At 39.3% G+C, this 22,742-nt stretch carries 13 protein-coding genes; 8 read left to right on the top strand and 5 right to left on the bottom strand.

Translation table 11 applies throughout. The features are described 5' to 3' along the window. Positions 1 to 4 precede the first annotated feature (4 nt). Genes AQF98_RS15860 through AQF98_RS15850 form a run of 3 tightly spaced genes read right to left on the bottom strand, consistent with a single transcriptional unit; the run spans position 5 to position 5,557 of the window. Positions 5 to 1,321: a TolC family protein gene (locus AQF98_RS15860; RefSeq protein WP_055132931.1), complete on the bottom strand. Its 1,317-nt coding sequence runs from the start codon at positions 1,319 to 1,321 to the stop codon at positions 5 to 7. A 1-nt stretch (position 1,322) separates the two neighbouring features. Next, a complete protein-coding gene (locus AQF98_RS15855; protein WP_055132930.1) occupies positions 1,323 to 4,445 on the bottom strand; it encodes an efflux RND transporter permease subunit in 3,123 nt (1,040 codons plus the stop codon). Continuing rightward, positions 4,442 to 5,557 (bottom strand): efflux RND transporter periplasmic adaptor subunit, encoded by a 1,116-nt coding sequence (locus tag AQF98_RS15850; RefSeq protein WP_055132929.1) that lies wholly within the window; start codon positions 5,555 to 5,557, stop codon positions 4,442 to 4,444. Before AQF98_RS15850 ends, AQF98_RS15855 begins: the two co-directional genes overlap by 4 nt. Positions 5,558 to 5,781: 224 nt before the next feature. On the opposite strand from AQF98_RS15850, the gene AQF98_RS15845 reads away from it, so the two are divergent. From AQF98_RS15845 to AQF98_RS15830, 4 genes are all read left to right on the top strand, one after another. Beyond that, a complete protein-coding gene (locus AQF98_RS15845) occupies positions 5,782 to 7,608 on the top strand; it encodes a M61 family metallopeptidase (RefSeq protein WP_055132928.1) in 1,827 nt (608 codons plus the stop codon). Positions 7,609 to 7,789: 181 nt separating this feature from the next. Continuing rightward, entirely contained in the window at positions 7,790 to 9,487 is a 1,698-nt protein-coding gene (locus tag AQF98_RS15840) for an ABC transporter ATP-binding protein (RefSeq protein ID WP_055132927.1), read from the top strand. Next, on the top strand, positions 9,477 to 11,240 hold the full coding sequence (locus tag AQF98_RS15835) for an ABC transporter ATP-binding protein (RefSeq protein WP_055132926.1): 1,764 nt from the start codon (positions 9,477 to 9,479) through the stop codon (positions 11,238 to 11,240). Before AQF98_RS15840 ends, AQF98_RS15835 begins: the two co-directional genes overlap by 11 nt. A 48-nt stretch (positions 11,241 to 11,288) precedes the next feature. Further along, positions 11,289 to 11,768 carry a hypothetical protein gene (locus AQF98_RS15830; RefSeq protein ID WP_055132925.1) on the top strand — a complete coding sequence of 160 codons (480 nt, stop codon included), beginning with the start codon at positions 11,289 to 11,291 and terminating at the stop codon, positions 11,766 to 11,768. 169 nt (positions 11,769 to 11,937) lie between these two features. On the opposite strand, the gene AQF98_RS15825 is transcribed toward AQF98_RS15830, so the two are convergent. Beyond that, complete coding sequence (locus tag AQF98_RS15825; RefSeq protein WP_055132924.1) at positions 11,938 to 14,307, bottom strand: TonB-dependent receptor; 2,370 nt, start codon at positions 14,305 to 14,307, stop codon at positions 11,938 to 11,940. A 94-nt stretch (positions 14,308 to 14,401) separates the two neighbouring features. After that, positions 14,402 to 14,980 carry a Crp/Fnr family transcriptional regulator gene (locus tag AQF98_RS15820; RefSeq protein WP_055132923.1) on the bottom strand — a complete coding sequence of 193 codons (579 nt, stop codon included), beginning with the start codon at positions 14,978 to 14,980 and terminating at the stop codon, positions 14,402 to 14,404. Between the two features lie 334 nt (positions 14,981 to 15,314). Here AQF98_RS15820 and AQF98_RS15810 point away from each other — a divergent pair, with 334 nt between their 5' ends. The 4 genes from AQF98_RS15810 (at position 15,315) to AQF98_RS15795 (ending at position 22,513) form a co-directional block, all read left to right on the top strand. After that, positions 15,315 to 17,084 carry a long-chain fatty acid--CoA ligase gene (locus AQF98_RS15810; RefSeq protein WP_055132921.1) on the top strand — a complete coding sequence of 590 codons (1,770 nt, stop codon included), beginning with the start codon at positions 15,315 to 15,317 and terminating at the stop codon, positions 17,082 to 17,084. After that, on the top strand, positions 17,062 to 18,780 hold the full coding sequence (ggt, locus tag AQF98_RS15805) for a gamma-glutamyltransferase (protein ID WP_055132920.1): 1,719 nt from the start codon (positions 17,062 to 17,064) through the stop codon (positions 18,778 to 18,780). Before AQF98_RS15810 ends, ggt begins: the two co-directional genes overlap by 23 nt. A 235-nt stretch (positions 18,781 to 19,015) precedes the next feature. Then, positions 19,016 to 20,551, top strand: a complete 1,536-nt coding sequence (locus AQF98_RS15800) for a hypothetical protein (RefSeq protein WP_055132919.1) — start codon at positions 19,016 to 19,018, stop codon at positions 20,549 to 20,551. 249 nt (positions 20,552 to 20,800) lie between these two features. After that, complete coding sequence (locus AQF98_RS15795; protein ID WP_055132918.1) at positions 20,801 to 22,513, top strand: DUF885 family protein; 1,713 nt, start codon at positions 20,801 to 20,803, stop codon at positions 22,511 to 22,513. Positions 22,514 to 22,742 lie beyond the last annotated feature (229 nt).

Here is a 22,742-nt window from a genome sequence, read left to right as displayed (position 1 = left end):
GAATTTATTGAATATTTAGCGTTCCGCTAAGCTCTTTTAATATAATTTCTGACAATTTAGATTGGTATTGCACTTCTAAATACCTGTTATTGGCATTGATGGCATTTCTTTGCGCCTCTCTGAGTTCTAATGGGGCAATGCTTCCCAAACGATATTTTTCTAAAGTAATGTCTAAGTTCTGTTTGGCAATATCAACATTGCCTCTTTCCAATTTTACCAGTTCTAGATAAGTGCTGTAGTTTTGATAGGCACTCGCCAACTGGGCACTGATATCTTGTTTTACTTTATCATAGGTTATTTCAGACGAGTTAATGGCGATTTTAGCATTTCGCTCATTCTGGCGCTGTAAAAAGCCATTAAAGATATTGATGCTTGCCGTTACTCCATACGTTAAACCATTGGCTCTAAACTTGGTGTTAAAGCCAGTAGGACTGGTGCTTCTGTTAAAATCGTATCCGCTGTTTAAACTAATTTGAGGATAACGACCGGCTTTTACCTGTTTTAAATTTAAGTCGGCAATTTTTTTACTGATGAAAGCATTTTGTAGATCTGGATTTAACGAAGCCATTTGCTCAGTTAGTGTAGCATAATTAAGGGCCTGATCAACATCAATCTGGTCTGCTACCACAAACTTGGTATTCACATCTCTGGCCAATAATTGGTTTAAGGTAACCGCGTAGGTAGCCAGTAGGTTTTTCTGTTGTAAATAAGCAGAAGTATCTGTATTGTAATCTACTTTGGCAGAAAGCACATCGAGTTTAGAACCGCGACCTAAGTCTAATTTGTTATTGGCAATTCTTAACCTCAAATTAGAAATATCAATGGCACTATCTGCTGCGGCTACTAACTGCTGTTGCTTGGCCAAGTTGTAATAAGCGGTAACTACATCAGAGATGGTGGTTAATATTTGTGCTTTGGCAACTGTTTTGCCCTGTTGTTCTAGCGCCTTTAGTCGGTCGTAATTGGCAAACATCCTAAAACCATCAAAAACTGTCCAATCTAAACCTAGCCCATAAGACATGTTGGTACTTCTGGCACCATCTGTTACTCTTTCTGTACCTGTAGACTGGGTTTGTACAGTGTTCTGTCTGCTTCCGCCAGTACTAAAACTACCTACTGCAACAGGTAGCATACCCGAATTGCCCAGGTTTACATTGTTCTTAGCAATGGCAACCTCATTGTTTACCAGTTTGATATCGTAATTGTTTTTTAAAGCAATACCAATGGCATCTTGTAGGCTTAATCTTTCTTGCGCAAAGGCTAGCTGGTTTGTAGCTGCCAGCCATAGGGCGATAAAGCATATCATGTACTTGGTCTTCATCTTAATCATTTAATTTTTTTGACTGCGCTTCATCAGCTTCTGCTGCCGCTAATGATTCTTTTAAATCCTTATTCTCTTTGTGTTCTTTACTCCAATAAGAGTAGATGGCAGGAATTACAAACAAGGTTAATACCAATGAGAACAATGTACCTCCAATAATTACGGTACCCATACTCATCCTACTTTTTGCTGCTGCACCTAAAGCCATGGCAATAGGTAATGCACCAATGGCAATGGCCATACTTGTCATTAAAATTGGACGAAGCCTAGAAACAGCCGCCTCTCTAATGGCTTCTTGTACAGGTTTCCCTTGTTCTTTCAATTGATTGGCAAATTCTACAATCAAGATACCATTCTTCGTTACCAAACCAATTAACATAATCGTTCCAATTTGGCTAAAGATATTCCAGCTTTGACCACATAACCAGAGCGATAAAAAGGCACCGGCTACCGCCATTGGTACAGTTAAAATGATAATGATAGGGTCTTTAAAACTTTCGAACTGCGCCGATAAGATCAGATAAACTAATAGTAACGCTAAACCAAAAGCAAACATGGTATTAGAAGAACTTTCTTGAAAATCTCTCGACTCACCACTAAGATCGGTTGAGAAACTTTCGTCCAAAACTTTGGCGGCAATGTCGTCCATAGCTTTAATCCCATCGCCAATACTTTTACCCGGAGCCAAACCTGCAGAAACGGTAGCAGAAATGAAACGGTTATTTCGATAGAGCTGTGGCGGACTACTTTCTTCTTTGGCCGAAACCAGATTGTCTAATTGGATCAATTGATTTTTATTGTTCCTTACATAAACAGAACTGAGGTCTAAAGGATCTTTACGGTCGCTCACATCATACTGTCCAATTACTTGGTACTGTTTACCATTCATAAAGAAATAAGAGAAACGCTGTCCACTTAGCCCTAATTGTAAGGTTTGGGCAATGTCTACAATAGACACGCCTAGGTTTTTAGCCTTGTCTCTATCAATGGTAAGGTTGATCTCTGGTTTGTTAAACTTAAGGTTCACATCAGAAGTAGTGAAAGTAGGATCTTTCGATACCTCGTCCATAAACAAAGGCACTTTTTCTCTCAGTTTCTCAAAGTTTTGTGCTTGTAGAATGTAACTGATCGGTAAGCCACCACGTCTGCCCACAGAAATAGTAGGTTGTTGGGTAACGGTTACTTTTCCTTCAGAATATTTTTTGGTGATCTTGGTCAGTTTATCCGCAATCTGTTTTTGACTGCGTTCACGTTGACTAGGATCAGTTAACCCCATTCGTAAAAAGCCCGAATTGGTAGCGCCGGCACCACCAAAACCTGGCGAGGTAATGGTAATCAATACATTTTTTTCGGGCACCGAATCGATGATCATTTTGTTCAGTGTAGAAATAAAACCATCAGTATACGTAAACGACGAACCTTCTGGTGTACTTACGTTCATGTTAATGGCACTTCTATCATCGTAAGGAGCCGTTTCTTTGGGTAAGAGTTTCCAAAAGAGCACAATTAAGCCTACGCAAATAATAATAATAGGTGCAGCCAGCCATCTTCTGCCTAAGAATTTATTCAGGTTTTCTTTGTAAGATTCGTTCAGCTTTACGAAATAAGGCTCTGTAAAATTGTAGAACCTAGAAGGAGTGTGTCCGCCTTTTTTCATCAAATAGGCATTCAACATTGGCGTTAAGGTTAACGACACAAATGCCGAAATGAGTACGGCGGCACCGATTACTACCCCAAACTCTCGAAAGAGCCGTCCAACAAATCCTTGTAAGAAAATAACGGGTAAAAATACAGCCGCAAGCGTAATGGAAATGGAGATTACCGCAAAAAAGATTTCGTTTGATCCTTTAATTGCAGCCTCAATAGGAGAATAACCTTCCTCTACTTTTTTAAAGATATTTTCGGTTACTACAATTCCATCATCTACCACCAAACCAGTAGCCAGTACAATAGCCAATAAGGTCAATACATTGATAGAAAACCCAAAAATGTACATGATAAAAAATGTGGCAATCAATGATACCGGAATATCGATCAAGGGTCTAAAAGCAATGGCCCAATCTCTAAAGAAAAGGTAGATGATCAAAATTACCAATACCAAAGAAAGGAGAATGGTTTCTGCCACCTCGGTAACCGATTTTTTAATAAATAGGGTGCTATCTAACGAAACGTTCAGTTTAATGTCTTGCGGCATATCGGCCACCAACTTATCATAACGTTTGTAAAACTCTTTGCTAATATCTAGGTAATTGGCACCAGGTTGTGGAATAATGCCCACGGCTACCATTGGTTTTCCAGATTCTCTCAATACCGTTTCTTCGTTCTCAGAACCCATTTCGGTTAGCGCAACATCTTGAAGTTTAACTACATTATTGCTGTCGCTTTTAATGATCAGGTTATTGAATTGTTCGGAAGTGCTTAGTTTTCCTAAGGTTTTAACGGTCAATTCTGTAGCGGCTCCAGTTAATTTACCCGAAGGAAGCTCTACGTTTTCTGTATTTAGTGCAGAGACAATGTCTTGTGAAGTTAAACCGTAAGCAGCCAATTTATTAGGGTCGATACGGATACGCATGGCATATTTTCTTTGCCCTTGAATTTGTACGCTACTTACTCCCGGAATGGTCTGGATTCGATCGGCAATTACGTTTTCGGCAAAATCACTTAAATCGGTTACCCCTCTTTTATCACTCTGGATGGTCATGGAGATAATCGCATCAGAGTTGGCATCGGCCTTGCTTACCGTGGGTAAACCATCAATATCTTTAGGTAAACTACGTGCAGCTTGCGATACTTTATCACGAACATCGTTTGCAGCTTCATCAATATTTTTATCCAAGTTAAACTCGATGGTGATGTTACTTGTTCCCTGGTTACTTGACGAGGAAATATTTCTGATCCCATCGATAGAGTTGATCGATTTCTCTAGCGGTTCTGTAATCTGCGATTCGATGATATCTGAGTTGGCCCCAGGATACGAAGTCCGTACCGATACCACAGTCGGATCGATGGATGGATATTCGCGGATGCCTAAAAAGTTATAGCCAATTACCCCAAAAAGGATAATCACAAGGTTCATTACAATGGCAAGAACCGGGCGTTTAATACTGGTGGTTGAAATGCTCATTCCTTAGTTTTTGGCAATTTTACTTTTACAGGAGCATCAGGTTTTAATGACATGGCGCCAGTGGTTAAAACCGTATCGCCTACACTTAAACCCGAAGTAATCACAATCCGGTCAGCTGTTCTCGTGCCAGCCTCTACTTTAACCTGTTTGGCTTTCCCATCCTTGCTAATGTAAACCATTTTACCTTTAAGCACAGGAATGATCGCTTGTGTAGGGATGAGTATAGCATTAGGCAAAGTGCTTAAAGCCAATTTGATCTTGGCAAAAGAACCAGGGATCAGTTCGCCACTTGCATTTGGAGCCAGCGCTTTAATTTGTAAGGTACGGGTCTGTTGGTTAATGCCGGGTTCTATGGCAAAAACTTTTCCCTTATAAACTTTTCCCGAAGCATCAGTAGTAAAGGAGATTTCAGAGTTCATTTTAATCTGCCCAACATATCTTTCAGGTACGGAGAAGTTCACTTTGATAGGGTTGGTACTTAACAAGTTTGCAATTACAGTTGATGAAGTGAGGTAATCGCCCACAGAAATTGATCTTAGTCCAATTTTGCCACTAAACGGAGCAATTAACGATGTTTTTGCCAATTGTGCCCTGATCAAGGCTGCTTGTGCCTGTAAAGATTTGAGCCCTGCTAAAGCGGTATCGTATTCTTCTTGGCTAATGGCATCTTTTTGTAAAAGTTGTTTAGCTCTATTTTCGTTGGTGGCTGATAATTCTTGTTTGGTTAAGGCATCTCGTAATTGTGCCTGTATATCTCTATCATTTATTTTAACCAGTACTGCTCCTTTGTTTACATTGCTGCCTTCTTTAAAAAAGATGCCTGTAACCAAGCCAGAAACTTCGCTTCTTAAAACTACCGATTCGTTAGCCTCTATGCTGCCAGAAATTTCTAGGTCGCTATTAAAAGAAGTAGTTTCTACTACAATACCTTCTACAGTCATGCCGGGTGCTCCACCCTTGCCATCTTTACCACCCTTTGCGCCTTTAGCACCTGGGCCGCCTTTGCCTCCGGCTCCTTCGGCCTCTATTTTTTTGTTTTCAGAAATTCTATAGTAAACTAAATAGGCAATACCTATAAGAAGTAGTATGTAAACAATATACCTGATTTTCATTAGAGTGAATATGATTAGGTTAACGCACAAAATTATTTATTTGTTTGTCTTATCTTTTGATGTACTAAGTATGTTACAGCATATTTAATAAATTACGGCCAAAGAAAAGTTAGAAATTATAAATTTGCCACAAAACATTTATGGTTATGTTTGTAAAATCAACTACAACTTGATCATAAACAACGCTTTGATAAGCTTTGAATAACCAAAAAATAATTATACGAATGAAAAAAACAATTTTAGGATTAGTAATTCTACTATCAGTTACTATGGCAGCAAAATCTCAAGTTAAAATAGATTTCGAAATTAGCTTTAAAGAACCTCAGGCTCATTATGCAGAAGTAGAAATGAACATGGCCGGCATTGCCACCAAAAACTATGTCGATCTAAAAATGCCAGTTTGGACACCAGGTTCTTACTTGGTACGTGAGTTTGCCAAAAGTGTGGAGAGCTTTAGTGCTACTGCTGGTGGAAAAGCAGTGAAAGTAGAAAAAGTAACCAAAAATACTTGGAGGGTGTACAATGCCAAAGCGAATGCCATTAAAGTAAATTATAGGGTATATGCTTTCGAAATTTCGGTACGTACAGCATTTATCGATGCTTCTCATGCATTTTTATCATCGGCCAATATCTTTATGTATCCAGCTGGGATGATTAAAACGCCAAGTACGGTAAAGATTGTGCCTTTCGGAACATGGAACCAAGTAAGCACAGGTTTAGAGCCAGTTGCTGGACAAAAATTTACCTATAGAGCAGCCGATTTTGATATTTTATTCGATAGCCCAATTGAAGTAGGTACCCAAGAGGTATTTGACTTTATGGCTGCTGGTGTAAAACATGAAGTGGCCATGTATGGTGGTGGCAATTACGATAAAGAACGTTTAAAGGTTGACATGGCTAAGATTGTAGAGCAGGCAACTGCTGTATATGGCGAAAACCCTAACAAACATTATACTTTCATTGTACACAACTACGCACAAGGTGGTGGTGGTTTGGAGCATTTAAACTCTACAGTTTTAGGTGCTTCTCGTAATGCCTATGGTACAGAAAGAGGTTACAAAGGCTTTTTAAGCTTGGTAGCACATGAGTATCACCACTTATGGAATGTGAAAAGATTGCGTCCAATTGCTTTAGGTCCATTCGATTACGATAATGAAAATTACACCACTAACTTATGGATTGCTGAAGGTTTTACTTCATACTATGAAAATAAGTTCATGTTAAGAGCAGGTTTTGTAACTCCAGAGGGTTTTGCAACCGACTTAACAGGAGCAGTAGGTACGATTGTGAATTCGCAAGGTGCCAAGATCAATTCGGCAGCGGCCTCAAGTTTCGATGCTTGGATTAACGGTGCTTATCGTCCTAACGAAAACTCAAAAAATACTTTCATCTCTTATTACAGCAAAGGTGAAGTAGTGGGTTTATTGATGGATTTAGAAATTACCAATGCTACCAAAGGAGCCAAAAGCTTAGATGATGTAATGAGAGCCATGTACTTGCAGTGCAAAACATTGAAACGTGGTTATACCGATGCAGAATTTAAAGCAATGGTAGAAAAGATCAGTGGCATTAGCTTTACCAATTTCTGGGCTAAATATGTAAATGGTACTAATGATGTAGAATATGCTAAATATTTCGATTATGCAGGTATCAACATCTCTACGGAAAATGCAACACCAAATAAACCATCAGTAGGGGCTGCATTGGCATTTGCCAAGGGCTTAACTGTAAGTTCGGTAAGCAGAAATTCTGCTGCTTGGGTTGGTGGATTAAATGTAAATGATGAAATTTTGAGTATTGATGGGGTCAGCACTGCCGACGCGATGAAAGACATTAGGGTAACTCCTGCCTTGTCTTTCGAAACTTTACCAGTGTTTGCTAAAAAACAAATTGGCGAAGTATTGGTGGTTAAAGTTAAACGTGATGGTTTAGAAAAGGAACTTTCTTTAACCTTAACGGCAAACCCTAGCCTTCGCTTAAAAGCGACATTAAAAGAAGATGCAACTCCATTGCAAATGACTGTTCGTAAAAAATGGATGGGTGTAAATTAAATTAACTTATCAATTCAAACTTTTAAAAAGGTTCCGGTAGCTTACTATCGGAACCTTTTTTTGTTAAGTGGATGCCATGCTTTAAGCCTTGTGCTTTCCACTTTAAGCTTTGAGCTTTCCGCTTTCCATTTTAAATCAAAAAAATCTTTTGAAGATGCAGCTTTGTTGATACCTTAGCTTTATGCTTAAACTACTTAGACCTTATGCTGGTCTTATCGTCTTATTGCTGCTTTTGGCCCTTGTAGGTAATGGACTAAGTTTGCTCCTGCCCAAAATTATTGGTGGGGTAATAGATGGCCTATCCCATCAGCAGTTTACACTAGAAAAAGCCATGTGGCAATTTTCGGGAATTACCGCAATGGTATTTATATTAGGCTATTTTCAGAGTATTATTCAAATCTACGCATCAGAGAAGGTGGCAAGAGACCTGCGTACTCAATTGGCTACTAAAATCTCTAAACAAAGTACTGGTTTTATTGCCCAACAAGACCCCGCAAAATTATTGACTAATCTTACTTCAGATGTAGACGCCATTAGAACCTTTGTATCGCAGGCTATTGTTTCCATCGTTTCTTCTCTGGTGATTATTATCGGGGCTGCTATTTTGTTATTCAGCATCGATTGGGAGTTGGGTCTCATCGTGATTTGTATTACGGCTACCATTGGTGTTACTTTTTACTTGGTACTTAAACAAGTAAAAGCACTGTACAAGAAAAGTAGAGAAGTGATAGATCGCTTAAATAAGGTGATTAGCGAAAGCATTCTTGCCGCCTTTTTGGTCAGGGTGGTCAACTCACAAAGTTTAGAATATGATAAATTTCTAGAATCAAGCATCAAAGGAAGAGACCTAGGCTTGTCGATTCTTAGACTATTTGCCTGGCTCATTCCTATCATTACTTTTACGGCAAGTATAGCTGCATTGGTTATTTTGGCTTATGGTGGTCATTTGGTAATTTATGGCCAAATGAGTATCGGCGATCTGGCCGCATTTAACAGTTATCTCGCTATGCTCATCTTCCCAATTCTGGTGATCGGTTTCATGAGCAATGTGATTGTACAAGCCACAGTTTCTTATGGGCGTATTGCAAAGGTATTGGATGCGCCCGATAGTTTAGATCTAGGCACAGTTGATGTTGCATTGAGCGGAGCACTAACGGTAGCTGAGGTGAACTTGAGCTATGGAGGAAAAAATGTACTCAAAAATATCAGTTTCGAAGTACAAGCAGGTTCCAAAGTAGCTATTGTAGGACCAACCGTAGCGGGCAAAACAACTTTGTTAAGTTTATTGGCAGGTATGGCAAAGGCCGATAGTGGAGAGATCAGGTTTGATGGACATTTGATCCAAGACCTTAAACAAGATGCTTTTTACAGACAGCTAGCTTTTGTATTTCAAGACAGCGTAATGTTTAACATGAGCCTTAAAGAGAACATGGCTTTCTCTACTTTGGTAACCGACGAATCGTTGCAAAAAGCAATTGCAAGTGCAGCCTTAACGGAATTTATTGCTACCTTGCCCGAAGGGCTAAATACCGATGTTTCTGAACGAGGTCTCAACCTCTCTGGTGGTCAGCAACAACGGATCATGTTGGCAAGGGCATTGGCCATTGATCCAAAAATTTTGTTGTTAGACGATTTTACCGCTCGGGTAGACCAACAAACAGAAAAGAAAATTCTAGAAAATATTCAGCATAATTACCCTGCATTGACCTTGATTTCGGTTACCCAGAAAATAGCCGCTGTTGAAGATTATGATCAGATCATTTTAATGATGCAGGGCGAACTATTGGACAAAGGAACACATCAAGAATTGATGAGTAGAAGTCCAGAATATATCCAATTATATCAATCTCAATTGAGTACCAGCAGTTATGAATTATAACCTCAATAACACAGGCAAGTCGGCAGAGAAAAAGCCAATTTGGCAAGAGCTGAAAACCTTGTTGGCGGTAGCTGGGGCCGAAAAACGTAATCTGGTACTGGCTTTATTGATCATGCTGTTAAATACGGGGATCAACTTATCAGGGCCATTAATTATTGGTTATACCATTGACCATTATATCGTCACCAAGCAGTTTAATGGGGTGCTCTTGTTTTCGGGTATTTTGTTGGCCATGTATGCAGTGGTTTTTGTGGGAGGTTATACCCAGACCCGTTTAATGGGTGGGGTAGCCCAACGCATTGTATTTGGTTTGCGCAATGCTGTATTTCATAAAGTGCAACAGTTGCCAGTAGCCTTTTTTAACCAGAACAAGGCTGGCGATTTGATCTCTAGGATCAACTCAGATACCGATCGTTTGAACCAATTCTTTTCTCAAGCTTTATTGCAGTTTTTGAGCAGTATTTTTATGTTGTTGGCAGCAGGCTCTTTCATGTTGATCATTAACTTTAAACTGGGTGTGGTTACCATTTTGCCTGCATTGGTCATTTGGCTGTTTGTGAATAGGCTTTCGCCTTGGGTACGCAAAAAAAATGCAGCCAGTTTAAAAAGTGTAGGCTTGTTAAGTGCAGAGATCCAAGAGAGTCTCAATAATTTTAAGGTGGTAGTGGCTTTTAACCGTCGCGATTATTTTAGGAAACGCTTTGAAACAGCCAACCAGCAGAACTATCAAACCGCAATTGGTGCAGGTATAGCGGGCACGATATTCATGCCTGTATTTAGTCTTTTCTCTAATATTGCCCAGTTGTTGGTACTAAGTTATGGAGTGTATTTAATTGGGCAGGGTAATTTAACCGTAGGGCTATTGATCAGTTACATTGCCTATGCCACCAATTTTTACAATCCTATCAGGCAATTGGCCACCTTGTGGACAAGTTTACAAACTGCTTTGGCCTCATGGGATAGAATCTCGCAAATGTTGGCACAAGAGAACAACCTCACCATTTTAGAATCGAAAGTAAAAGACAATCCTTCAGCTCCATTATTGGAGTTTCGTGATGTTCATTTTGGTTATCCTAATGGGAAAGAGATTTTACACCGCATCAGTTTTTCTTTACAACCCGGTAAAATCTATGCTTTTGTGGGGCCAACTGGTGGTGGTAAAACCACTACCGCTTCTTTAATGGCCAGGTTATATGATCCGCTGCAGGGAGAGGTGTTTTTGAATGGTAGAGACATCAGAACTTATAGCGCAGCAGAACGGAGCCAACAGATCGGATTCATTTTACAAGAACCTTTGCTTTTTACAGGTACGGTAAAAGAAAATATCCTGTATGGGAACGACTTGTATGTAGGTTTAACAAGCGATGAGTTTTTAGCAGAGATCAACCAAGCTGGTTTGGCTGAACTATTATATGTATTTGATGAGGGTCTGGAGACTGAGGTAAAAGCAGGTGGTGCACAATTGAGCTTGGGTCAAAAACAACTGATCGCTTTTATGCGTGCCTTTTTACGTAAGCCCGCATTACTCATCTTAGACGAAGCCACGGCGAACATAGATACCATAACCGAACAGTTGTTAGAGAAAATTTTAGAAAAATTGCCTCAAGAAACAACCTTGGTCATTATTGCACACCGTTTAAATACCATCGAAAATGCAGATGAAATCTTTTTTGTTAACGCAGGTGAGGTAATTAGGGCAGGCTCGTTTAAAGAAGCATTGAATTTGTTGATGCAGACTAAGAGAGTGAGTTAAAAGAATAATCTATTGTTTTTGAAAATGATCACAAATAATTTTAAGTTAATGAATCGTACTGCTATCTATATATTCCTTTTTTCACTCTGTTTAGGTGCCTGCACCTTTAGCACCACCAGATTAAATGACAAAAAAGACCAAGATCAGACTAGGCAGGTTGCCGAATCATTTTACAAAGCGTTAAAAACAAAAACATATGCTAAAACGTATCCTTTTTTGGCCGATACTTTTTTAAAAGTAACAGATACCAGTAAGCTGAACAGGTTTTATAAAACCTATGAAGATAGAATGGGTACGATCGATGCTGTCGAATTTTTAAAATGCGAAACCAAAGCAGTAAACAGCAATAACAGCACCCTAACAGCAGTAATATTTTATACGGTTAAAAGATCATTACAAACTAGTTACGAAAGGTTATTGCTGCAGTCTGTTAATGGTGAGCCACTAAAGATTGTTCGTTATGATATTGCGGAGAAGCCAATGGTTGCAAGTCAAGGCCAAGCTAAAAAGATTACACCATTAAATTAAGCTTAATTATAGTAAATGAATCAATCTTCTTGGCGAACAAAATCCATCTTTTTCTTGATGCTTTATTGTCAAAATAACAAGCTGTAATATAAGCAAGCTAAAACGGAAAGAAGCTAAGCAATAACAATTCAGTCTATTTGCCTAAACATTCTTCCCGTTTAAAATCAACCTAAAAAGTAAACCTTAAGTAGGGGATAGGTAAAAATTCCTGTTGGTACTCATAGGTCAAAGCATTGGTTCTGTGATTGTATTTTTGAATAAATATGTTTTTGTTGTTGCTGATATTTTGAAGGTCAACTCCAAATTCTAAGGTCGATCTCTTAAAGTTAGCTCGATAACCTACTTTGAGATCTGCCCTAAAATAAGCCTTTTGTTTAATGGAATAAGGATCAACAATCTCATCATAAACAGTAGTATAATTTGATCGTGAAGCCGCGATGTCTATTGGTGAGCTATATCTTCCACCCATAGTAGCCAATTTGAAGTTGATAGAAAGTGTGTTTTTGTCTTTGATCTTAAATTCTTTACCAGCAAGGATATTCACTACATATTTATTGTTGAAGGCTGTATTTCTTTCCACTTTGTCGCTTCCTTTATATTTTGATTGGAAAAAACTGGTATTGATCATCATATAATACCCCTTGCTAAAACTTTTTTCTAAAGTCAGTTCCAATCCATAATTTCTACCTGTTCCTTTGTTTACCAAACTGTCGCGGTAAAGCATGCTAAAGTCGGCTCCCTCATTCAACAATGAAAAACCTGAGGCTTTCGTTTCTATAGGTACATTGAAAATATGTTGGTAATACACTTCAGTTTTTAGATTCCAGGTATTGCTCATGGCATAATTATAGCCAAGTACTAAATGATGACTTTTGGTAAAATCGAGTTCTTTATTGGTGTAAATGGTTTGGTTGTTTTGATGGGTCTGGTAAAAATACACCAATGGGCTTTGCATTTGCGAATGGATCCCATAGCCAAAAGAAAAGCTATGCTTGTTACTGGCACTATATTTTAATCCAATTCGAGGTTCAACAGCGGTAGAAGAATTTAAACTTAAGGTTTGAAAGTGCAGACCTGTATTTAAGGAAAGTTTGTCTGTAAAACGATGTTTCCATTGAGCATATGCCTGTGTCAAAATGGTACTTTCTTGTTGATTAATGTTGATTTTTTCACTACTCCCGGCTCCAAAAAATTCTTTGTTGTAGAGGTCAAAATCAATAGCTGCGATATTTACACCCGTTGCGAGGCTATTTTTTGCATTAAATTTATGCGATAAATTATAAGCTAAGGCTGTTCTTTCAGAGCGATAACGGCGTGTCTCTTTGGCAAAGGCTATCCTTTGAGGGTTGCTAATCGAATCGGTACTTACCTTTTCTGAGGTATAGCTGTAACCGAGACTTAGTTTTCCGTAGGTCTTTGCAGAAAAATTGGTTTCGTAGGTAACACCACCGGTGCCTTTAAAAAAATTGGTTCTTACGTTCTCATTCTCGTCACCATCTGCAGCTACAATATTGGTGGTATCTACATCATTGCCCATCAGGTTAATTTTACTAGGCCCGCCCAAGCCCCATATCGCTAATTTGCTTTTTCTGGAAACAGGGATGTTGAACTTAAAATTGAGGTCTTGGTATTTTGGAACAGCGGTGCCTACACCAACATCTAAGCCTAAAGAACTCAAAATGCCCACCGTAGAATAACGGTAATTAAAGATATAAGAAGCCTTCGATTTTTTAGATAAGGGCCCTTCTGCCCCCAATTCAAAACCTGTAAAGCTCATTTCTGCTATATATTCCGATTTTTCTGTATTGCCATTTCTCAAGCGCAGATCAAAAACGCTAGATAGTGCATTCCCATATTGAGCTGCAAATGCACCCGTAAAGAAATCAGATCTCCCTAGGTTATTGTTATTTAACATACTAATGGGGCCGCCTGTACTTGCCAAAGAGCCATAATGATTAGGGTTAGGAATATCAATCCCTTCCATTTGCCATAGTACACCGCTGGGCGAGTTTCCACGAACAACAATGTCGTTTCGCGAATCGTTGCCACTTACCACCCCAGCACCACTGGCAATCATTCTGGAGGGGTCTCCAAATGTACCTGCGAACTTTCTGGTGTCATCCGGATTAAAAGAGCGCATGCTTACCGTTGCCATTTCATTATTGGCAGTTTGACGGTTCGGGGCTTTAACAATCACTTCTTTTAAACTCCCTACTTTTTCTACTAAGGCAATATTCAGTACTACTTCTTTGCCTTGAGTTACCAATACTTCTTGTAGGAGCTGTTCTTCATAACCTACACTACGGATATAGATGGTTTGACGACCAATAGGTACGTTTCTTAAAATAAAATAGCCTAAGCTATCTGTTGTGGTGCCAATGTTGGCCAGATTAGTGCCCAGATAAACAGAAACAGAACGTATAGGAGATTTGGTAATATCATCCAATACCTGGCCTCTAACGGTTTGTGTTGATGGCGATTGTGCGTACAGCATATTGCCTGTAATTGATGCAAATAAAAAAGCAAATAAAAACTTCATATGGTAATTCGATTTTAGGTAGGCAAATCTGCAATTACATTTACCGATAGCACTTGACTTCGGTTATGAAATACTTTTTTTTTCTTGACTTGGGTTAAGAAACCGTGCTCAATCTTTTCCTGATGCGACTGAGGCTTTCGGGTTCAATGCAAAGTAAAGAGGCAATTTGTTTCAAGGGAGCGATCTGAAAAATCTGTGGTTGCTCTTTTAATAAACGGAGGTAACGTTGTTCTGGAGTAAGTAAAATTAACGATTCGTTACGGTTAACGATCGTGATAAATAGGCGTTCGGCCAAGAGCCTGCCGAAACGTTCTAAAGACGGAATTTGGGCATAAAGTTTCTGTAGACTATCATGACTAATTAAAAAAAGTTCTGTCTCTTGGTGTGCCTCAATGATATAATTAGAAGGAATCTTTTGTAAAAAGCTGGCATAATTGCTGGTCCATTGCCCATCCAAACAAAAATGAGTGGTATGTTGCTTTCCATCTCTTTGATGGTAGATTCTCAATACCCCCTTTTTAATGAAAACTACATGGTTACAAACTTCGCCTTCCTGTAAAAAAAGCTCATACTTTTTAAGTGTTTTAAAAGACAATGCTGCATAAAGAATAGCCAATTCTTCATCAGTTAGGGGCTGAATTGCATTGATGCTTTTTTTTAGAGAATCAAACATAACAACAGAAAATATTTTACCGGTTGTAACAAAAGTAAAGTTTTTATTGATTCGCACAAGTTGTACACTTTTTCGCTTTGTGCTTTGAGCCTTCTGCTTTCAGCTTTAAACTTCTTCGCTTCCCGCCTTAAGTTTTGCGTTTTCAGCTTTCGGCTTTCTGCCTTCAGCTTTGCGCTTTCAACTCCTTCATCATAAAGCAATAAATTACTATGCATGCAGAATAAATTTAATTTTGGTTTGAGTAGAAAAGATAATTTGTTAGATTTGAGAAACAACAATTATGGCAAAAGCTATATCGTTGTATCATTGCCCAGCCAAATTAAATAGTTAAGCCATGTCTACAACCATCAGCAGAGTATTCGATCTTCTAAAATACAATCTCGAGCAATTTCCGAAAACAGAATTTATCAGTGGTAAGGTAAATGGCGAATGGAAAAAATACAGCACACAAGAATTTTGTGAGGTAACCGATCAATTGAGCAAAGGTTTAACCACATTGGGTATTGGCAAAGGTTCAAGAATTGCCGTCATGTCGCACAATAGGCCAGAATGGAATATCTGCGACTATGCCATTATGCAATTAGGAGCCTATCAAATTCCACTGTACCCAACCTTGGGAGAGCACGATATAAAGTTTATCATCGAAAATGCGGAGATCACTATTGTTTTTGTGAGCGATGAGGCCATTTACAATAAAGTAAAAACGGTGGCCAAAGACTTAAACCACCCTATTAAAATTTATACACTCAATAAAATTGAAGGTGTAGATTATTGGGAAGACTTGGTTAACGTAGGCAAAACCACCGATGTTGATCTGGAAACCTATAGAAATGCAGTAACAGGTGAAGATATTTTAACATTGATTTATACTTCTGGCACTACGGGTACCCCTAAGGGCGTAATGTTAACCCACCATAACCTGGTAGAGAATTTTGAGAAATCTTCAGTATTGATCCCTCCGGGTTTAGAAAAGGCATTGAGCTTTTTGCCGCTGTCGCATATTTTCGAAAGAATGATCTCTTACCTCTATGCCTATACTGGTGTAGCTGTATATTATGCCGAAAGTACCGATACCATTGTAGCCGATATCCAATATGTAAAACCGAATGCTTTTTCTACCGTACCCCGTCTATTAGAAAAGGTGTACGATAAGATTATGGAAAAAGGGAAAGACCTAACAGGGATTAAAAGAGGGATTTTCTTTTGGTCTTTGGCGCTGGCCGAAAAATTCGACCATAACAAAGGCTGGTGGTACAATTTTAAATTGGGTATAGCCCGTAAATTGGTATTTAAAAAATGGCAAGAAGCCTTGGGCGGTAACATCATTGTAATCGTTTCTGGCGGTGCCGCTTTAAACCCTAGATTGAACCGTATTTTTTGGGCAGCAGGCATGCCGATATTCGAAGGTTATGGGCTAACAGAAACTTCGCCGGTAATTACCGTTAACCATTTTGATGCCACCATGTTTGGTACCGTAGGTTCGGTAATAGAAGGCGTAGAAATTAAGATTGCGCAAGATGGCGAGATTTTGGTGCGTGGTCATAACGTAATGAAAGGGTATTACTTAAGAGAAGATCTTACGGCCGAATGTATTGACCAAGAAGGCTGGTTCCATACCGGAGACATAGGTGAGATTTTAGAAGGTAAATTCTTAAAGATCACCGATCGTAAAAAAGAGATTTTTAAAACTGCTGGTGGTAAATATGTGGCCCCACAGATGTTAGAAAACAGGTATAAAGAATCGCCATTAATTGAGCAGATTATGGTATTGGGCGAAAACAGAAAATTCCCAGCAGCTTTGATCGTGCCTACCTTTGCGGCCCTAAAAACATGGTGCCAGAAAAAAGGAATTCCTTATACTACCAACGAAGAAATGATTACCAATGCACAAGTATTGGATAAATATACCAGAATTATTGCCCAGCTGGGTGCCGAATTTGGCAAATGGGAACAGGTGAAACGTTTTGCCTTGTTGGCCAAAGAATTTAGTATAGACGGAGGTGAGCTTACCCCTAAATTGAGTTTTAAACGTAAAGTGGTATTGGAAAAAAATGCCGCAACAATTGATCAGATCTATAAAGATGCAGAAAACTACAAAGCATAAATTAACGCTAGCCGTACTTGCTGTTTCCTTATTGGCAAGTAGCCTATTTTTGGGTTGTGCCGGTGGCCAACTAGGTAAAAATAACAGTGGCGAATACCGCAACGGGATGGTGGTTTCGGCCAGTGAGTTGGCTTCGCAAGTGGGTGTCGATATCCTTAAAAAAGGTGGCAATGCAGTAGATGCGGCAGTGGCCGTTCAGTTTGCTCTGGCTGTGGTATACCCCAATGCAGGAAACATTGGTGGCGGTGGTTTTATGGTGTATCGTTCTGCCAAAGGCGAAAGCAATACCCTCGATTTTAGAGAAAAAGCAGCAGCAGGTGCAGGAAGAGATATGTATCTGGATGCCACAGGCAACCCCATTGTCGACAAAAGTTTGTATGGACAATTGGCTGCGGGTGTACCGGGCTCTGTAGCAGGCATGGCCGAAGCACATCAAAAATATGGACGCTTAAAATGGGAAGAACTGCTAGCGCCAGCTGTACGTTTAGCTGGGAGTGGCTTTAAACTAACTGCCAGACAGGCCAGAGAATTAAATGGGCTCAAAGCCAGGTTTAAAAAACTAAATCCGCTAGGTACAGCTTTGGTTAAAGAAACTACATGGACTGAAGGCGATGTCTTGGTGCAAACTGAACTGTCTAATACCCTAAAACAGATCAAAGAAAAAGGTAGAAATGGATTTTACGAAGGAGCGGTAGCCGATTCGATCGTAGCAGAAATGCAACGTGGCGGAGGTATCATCAGCAAACAAGACTTGGCCAATTATAAAGCCGTATGGCGTAAACCTGTAACCGGGAATTATAGAGGTTATGAGGTGATTACCATGCCACCACCATCAAGTGGAGGAATTGCATTAGTGCAGTTATTGAAATCTGTAGAACCTTATCCATTACAAAGATGGGGTTTTAACTCAGATTCTACCGTGCAGCTAATGGTAGAGGCAGAGCGTAGGGTATATGCAGATCGGGCAGCACACTTGGGTGATCCAGATTTTTATCCTGTACCGCAAAACAAACTGATTGAAGATGCGTACATTAAACAACGCATGAGCACCTTTAACTGGCAAAAAGCGAGCACAAGTGCCGAAATCAATGCTGGCGAAATTGCACCTACAGAACATGAAGAAACCACCCATTTTTCTATTGTAGATAGAGACGGCAATGCCGTTTCCATTACCACTACCTTAAATGGTTCTTATGGGGCAGCTGTAGTAGTAAAAGGAGCAGGATTTTTGCTCAATAACGAAATGGACGACTTTTCGGTTAAACCGGGTGCACCTAATATGTACGGATTGGTAGGTGGCGAGGCCAATGCTATAGCTCCGGGCAAAAGAATGTTAAGTTCAATGACACCTGCAATTTTAGCCAAAGACGGGCAATTGTTTATGGTAGTAGGTACCCCGGGTGGTTCTACCATTATTACCTCTGTTTTCCAGACTATTTTAAATGTAATTGATTTCAACCAATCAATGCAGTCGGCTGTAAATGCCAAAAAAATCCATCACCAATGGTTGCCAGATCAGGTAGATGTAGAAGAAAAAGCATTAGACAGTTTAACCACCGTTAAACTCAAAGCAAAAGGCTATAAAATTGTTCCCCGTGGTCCTATTGGAAGGGTAGATGCCATTCTGAAAACCAAATGGGGCTATTACCAAGGTGGTGCAGACCCAAGAGGAGATGACAAGGCTATTGGATGGTAATTGATCACATTTTTAGGCTATTTCTATTTTTGTAATTGGGTTATTCAATTCCGCGTTACCTTATTTTAGAAGATGGAAAACTGGTAGTGCGCAATGCTTTAAGACCTAATGACCTGGATAAATGATATGTACAGATCAGTACTTATTTATAATTAAAGTTATACAGGAATACAGAGTTAATCTTAGATTTGTTTAAAATTGAATATCCAAACTAGAAATAGTAAACAAGTTTTTGATGAAAGCACTCGTAACCCTCTTTTTTTTGCTGTTCTCTTTCACTGCTTTTTCGCAAGAAGATTCGGTTCGTTTAATTCCAAGGTACAAGCAGAAAGGTTTTTTACAGGCAGACTTTTTAGCTGTTAAAATGCCCAATGGAGAAAAAAACATAGGACTTACTGGCATACATTACAACCTCAATATCAACAAAAATTTTTATGCTGGTTTGGGTTATTATGGGGCAGTTTCGGGTTTGAGAGGTGGTTTTTTTACCCTTGGTCTTAAAGCGGGAGTGCAAGCTAACATCAGTAAGCAACTATTTGTTGATGCTGGTGCCTATTTTGGTGGCGGTGGTGGTGCCGATGCACCCGATGGGGGCGGTGCTGTGGTTTTATCGCATGTTAATTTAGGGTATCAGTTCCCAAAATTTGCAATCACTGCGGGTTATAGTTACATTAATTTTTTTGATGGTGGCCTAATCAAGGGTAGCCAATTGAACTATGCCGTTCGTATTCCATTCCAGTTAAAACATGCACCTTTTGCAGATTCTGAAAAAACGATCAACTATACAGAAGCTAAAAATACACAATGGAATACCAAGAGTAAAAACGTCAGTTTCGCATTGCGTTTTAATCAGTTGTCTCCAAAAAAGAAATCGCAAGAAACCACTGGAAATTCTTTGGTAGGAAGAACCATTCAATTGGTAGGTTTCGAGCTGAGCAGCGACCTTGGGAGAAACGACTTTCTATTTGCTAGGGCAGATGGCGCTTATAAAGGAATTCAAGGCGGGTATTTAGATGTTTTGGTGGGTTACGGACATCGCTTTTTATTCTTTAACGACAACACAAATATTGCATTGAAATTTGGTCTAGGCCCTGGAGGCGGTGGTGGTGTAGATACGCAAGGCGGCTTTTTAATTTATCCAGATATTTCCATTACCCAAAAAATTTGGAAAAACATCAGCATCAGTTTGAACAAAGGTTTGTTGATGACACCTAATCAACATTTCTATGGTTCAACCCTTGGTCTTGCCCTACAATTTAACCTGCAACAAAATGGGTTTGTGTACGATAATGATAAACATTTTGATTCGGCTGTTTTTAAAGGACTAGAAATTATTGCAGGTCAGGAAATCTATTTTAATGCAAAAAGACAGGTAAACCCAACCGAAAATATGCAACAGGTGTTTACCCAGATCAATTTCTATCTTAAAAAACAGTGGTACTTGGCTACGCATGTATCTTTCGCCAACTTTGGCAATGCTGGAGCTTATGGAGAAGGCACTTTTGGGCTTGGTGTAACAACGGCAGATAAAATGCACACCAAGTTTAAAGCATTTGCACAAGTAATGGCAGGTGGCTCTGGAGGTGGTAACATGGATGTAGGACAAGGTCTGATCGTTAAACCTAGTGTTGGCTTACAATACCACCTGCTTCCGGTTTTAGATCTGCGAAGCTCATTTGGTCATGTAAAAGCATTAGATGGTGGCTTAAGCAGTAGCTTTGTTAACCTAGGCGTAACTTATAAAGTTGCTTTATTGCAAGGTAAAAAATAAAAGTATTGTAACTATTTAGATAGCAAATAAATAGGTTCATTAGCTCAATGGCTCATTTGGTGGCTCTTTTAGCCTTTCATCATCCATAGGTATTGCATCTTTCTACTTTCCACTTTTAACTTTTACCAAATACTTTTTACTTTTAATTATATTGCGGCTATTACCAATGTAGGCTACCAAAGGCGTGTTTGGCAAGAGATCAAGATCAGGTAGTTTCAGTTACATTAACCACAAACTAATCGATCAGCCATGCGCAAACTATTTTTTTCGCTTCTCGCCCTTACACTTTCGCTACAGGTGTCTTTTGCACAAAGCAATGAGGCCAGCTTATTAAGCCCTTACATTAACCAATACCAGTCTGACGAAACAATGCTGAACCGCAAGTACAGCTTAAAACGTTCTGAAGAATACTTCCAAAGGATGGATCGGTTTTATGCCAGCTGGTTAGCCAAGTTAAAAGCCCTGCCATTTGCCAAGCTAAATGTAAACGAACGCGTAGATTATACTTTGCTTAAACGCGATATCAATGTAGATGCTGCAGCCTCAAAAGCAGCTTATGCCGAATTTAAAACATCGAACTTTACCGTTCCTTTTGCCAAAACCATCATAGATTTTGAACAGAAAAGAAGAATAGGTACGCAACAAGACGGTCAAACCACAGCTTCAAACTTTAAACAATTAACAACAGCAATAGAAAATACCACAAAATCTTTCCGTAACGGACAATTGGTGATTACACCTATGCAGGCTAATTGGGCACAACAAACGGTTAACCAATATGTAACGGTATTTACCGAAGCATATAAGTTTTATGATGGTTACGACCCACAATTTACTAAGGCTACTAAAGAGAGCTACCCAGAAGTGTTAAAAGCTTTAAAAGAATATGCTAGCGAACTGGGCAAAACGGCAAAACTTTCTAATGCCAAAGACGATGGTAGTGGTATTTTAGGAAACCCCATTGGAAGAGCAGCCTTGTTGAGTGGCCTAAAAGACGAAATGATTGCCTATACCCCAGAGCAGATTGAAGCCATTGCGCTTAGAGAATTTGCTTGGTGCGATGCCGAAATGTTAAAGGCCTCTAACCAAATGGGTTTTGGCAACGATTGGAAAAAAGCCCTAGAAAAAGTAAAAACAGATTATCCTGCCTTAGGTAAACAACCAGAATTGGTATACGAATTGGCCAATGAAGCTATTAATTTTATAGAGCAGAATAAATTAATTACAGTGCCAGCACTAGCTAAAGAAGGCTGGCGTATGCGTATGTTAAGTCCGCAAGAACAATTGTTTGCCCCTTTCTTTTTAGGTGGCGAGTCGGTATTGATTGCCTACCCAACCGAAGACATGACAGAAGATGCAAAAATGATGACCTTAAGAGGTAACAACCGTCATTTTTCTAGAGCAGTAGTGTTCCACGAATTAATTCCGGGCCATAACCTGCAATATTTTATGCAGAGCAGATACAAACCTTACCGCAGAACTTTTAGCACTCCATTCTGGACAGAAGGCTGGTCGTTATATTGGGAAATGTTGCTGTGGGATAAGGACTTTGCTAAAACACCAGAAGATAAAATCGGTATGTTGTTTTGGCGTATGCACCGTTGTGCCCGTATCATTTTCTCTATGAACTACCATCTTGGTAAATGGACCCCAAAACAGTGTATCGATTTTCTGGTAGAACGAGTAGGGTTTGAAAGAGCCAATGCCGAAGCCGAAGTACGTCGTTCTTTTACGGGTGGTTACGGACCACTCTATCAAATTGGATACATGTTGGGAGGCTTAGAGTTTAGGGCATTGCATAAAGAATTGGTAACAAGTGGTAAAATGAGCAATATTCAGTTTCACGATCGCATTTTGAAAGAGAACAACATGCCGGTTGAAATGGTAAGGGCAATTTTAACCAATCAATTGTTGCCAGAAAATTTTAGCACGCAATGGAAATTTGCAGGCAATATTCCTTAATTGTTTATCGTTATAGTTAAGTATTTCGCTAGAGTTAAAAGCTTGGCCAACAGGCATATCAATTCAATTGTGCTTTTGTGCTGCTTATCAGCTTCAACTGTATAGCAATGTGCACACTTTTTTAACACTTTTTAACAATTCCTCAGAGTTGTATAGGTGATTTAACGGCTTGTTTATAAGATAAATAGCGCTGTTTGGCATTGTTTTGTATCGAGTTTGGTACATTGAT

This window comes from Pedobacter sp. Hv1 (assembly GCF_001412215.1).
GTDB lineage: Bacteria > Bacteroidota > Bacteroidia > Sphingobacteriales > Sphingobacteriaceae > Pedobacter.
The sequence above is the reverse complement of the archived record's forward strand: the minus strand, read 5'-3'. Positions and strand labels throughout refer to the sequence as shown.

Coding starts and splice junctions, on each gene's coding strand:
- AQF98_RS15830 (WP_055132925.1), top strand. CDS start 11,289: ATGAATCGTACTGCTATCTATATATTCCTTTTTTCACTCTGTTTAGGT.
- AQF98_RS15835 (WP_055132926.1), top strand. CDS start 9,477: ATGAATTATAACCTCAATAACACAGGCAAGTCGGCAGAGAAAAAGCCA.
- AQF98_RS15845 (WP_055132928.1), top strand. CDS start 5,782: ATGAAAAAAACAATTTTAGGATTAGTAATTCTACTATCAGTTACTATG.
- AQF98_RS15800 (WP_055132919.1), top strand. CDS start 19,016: ATGAAAGCACTCGTAACCCTCTTTTTTTTGCTGTTCTCTTTCACTGCT.
- AQF98_RS15795 (WP_055132918.1), top strand. CDS start 20,801: ATGCGCAAACTATTTTTTTCGCTTCTCGCCCTTACACTTTCGCTACAG.
- AQF98_RS15810 (WP_055132921.1), top strand. CDS start 15,315: ATGTCTACAACCATCAGCAGAGTATTCGATCTTCTAAAATACAATCTC.
- AQF98_RS15820 (WP_055132923.1), bottom strand. CDS start 14,980: ATGTTTGATTCTCTAAAAAAAAGCATCAATGCAATTCAGCCCCTAACT.
- AQF98_RS15825 (WP_055132924.1), bottom strand. CDS start 14,307: ATGAAGTTTTTATTTGCTTTTTTATTTGCATCAATTACAGGCAATATG.
- AQF98_RS15855 (WP_055132930.1), bottom strand. CDS start 4,445: ATGAGCATTTCAACCACCAGTATTAAACGCCCGGTTCTTGCCATTGTA.
- AQF98_RS15850 (WP_055132929.1), bottom strand. CDS start 5,557: ATGAAAATCAGGTATATTGTTTACATACTACTTCTTATAGGTATTGCC.
- AQF98_RS15860 (WP_055132931.1), bottom strand. CDS start 1,321: ATGAAGACCAAGTACATGATATGCTTTATCGCCCTATGGCTGGCAGCT.
- AQF98_RS15840 (WP_055132927.1), top strand. CDS start 7,790: ATGCTTAAACTACTTAGACCTTATGCTGGTCTTATCGTCTTATTGCTG.
- ggt (WP_055132920.1), top strand. CDS start 17,062: ATGCAGAAAACTACAAAGCATAAATTAACGCTAGCCGTACTTGCTGTT.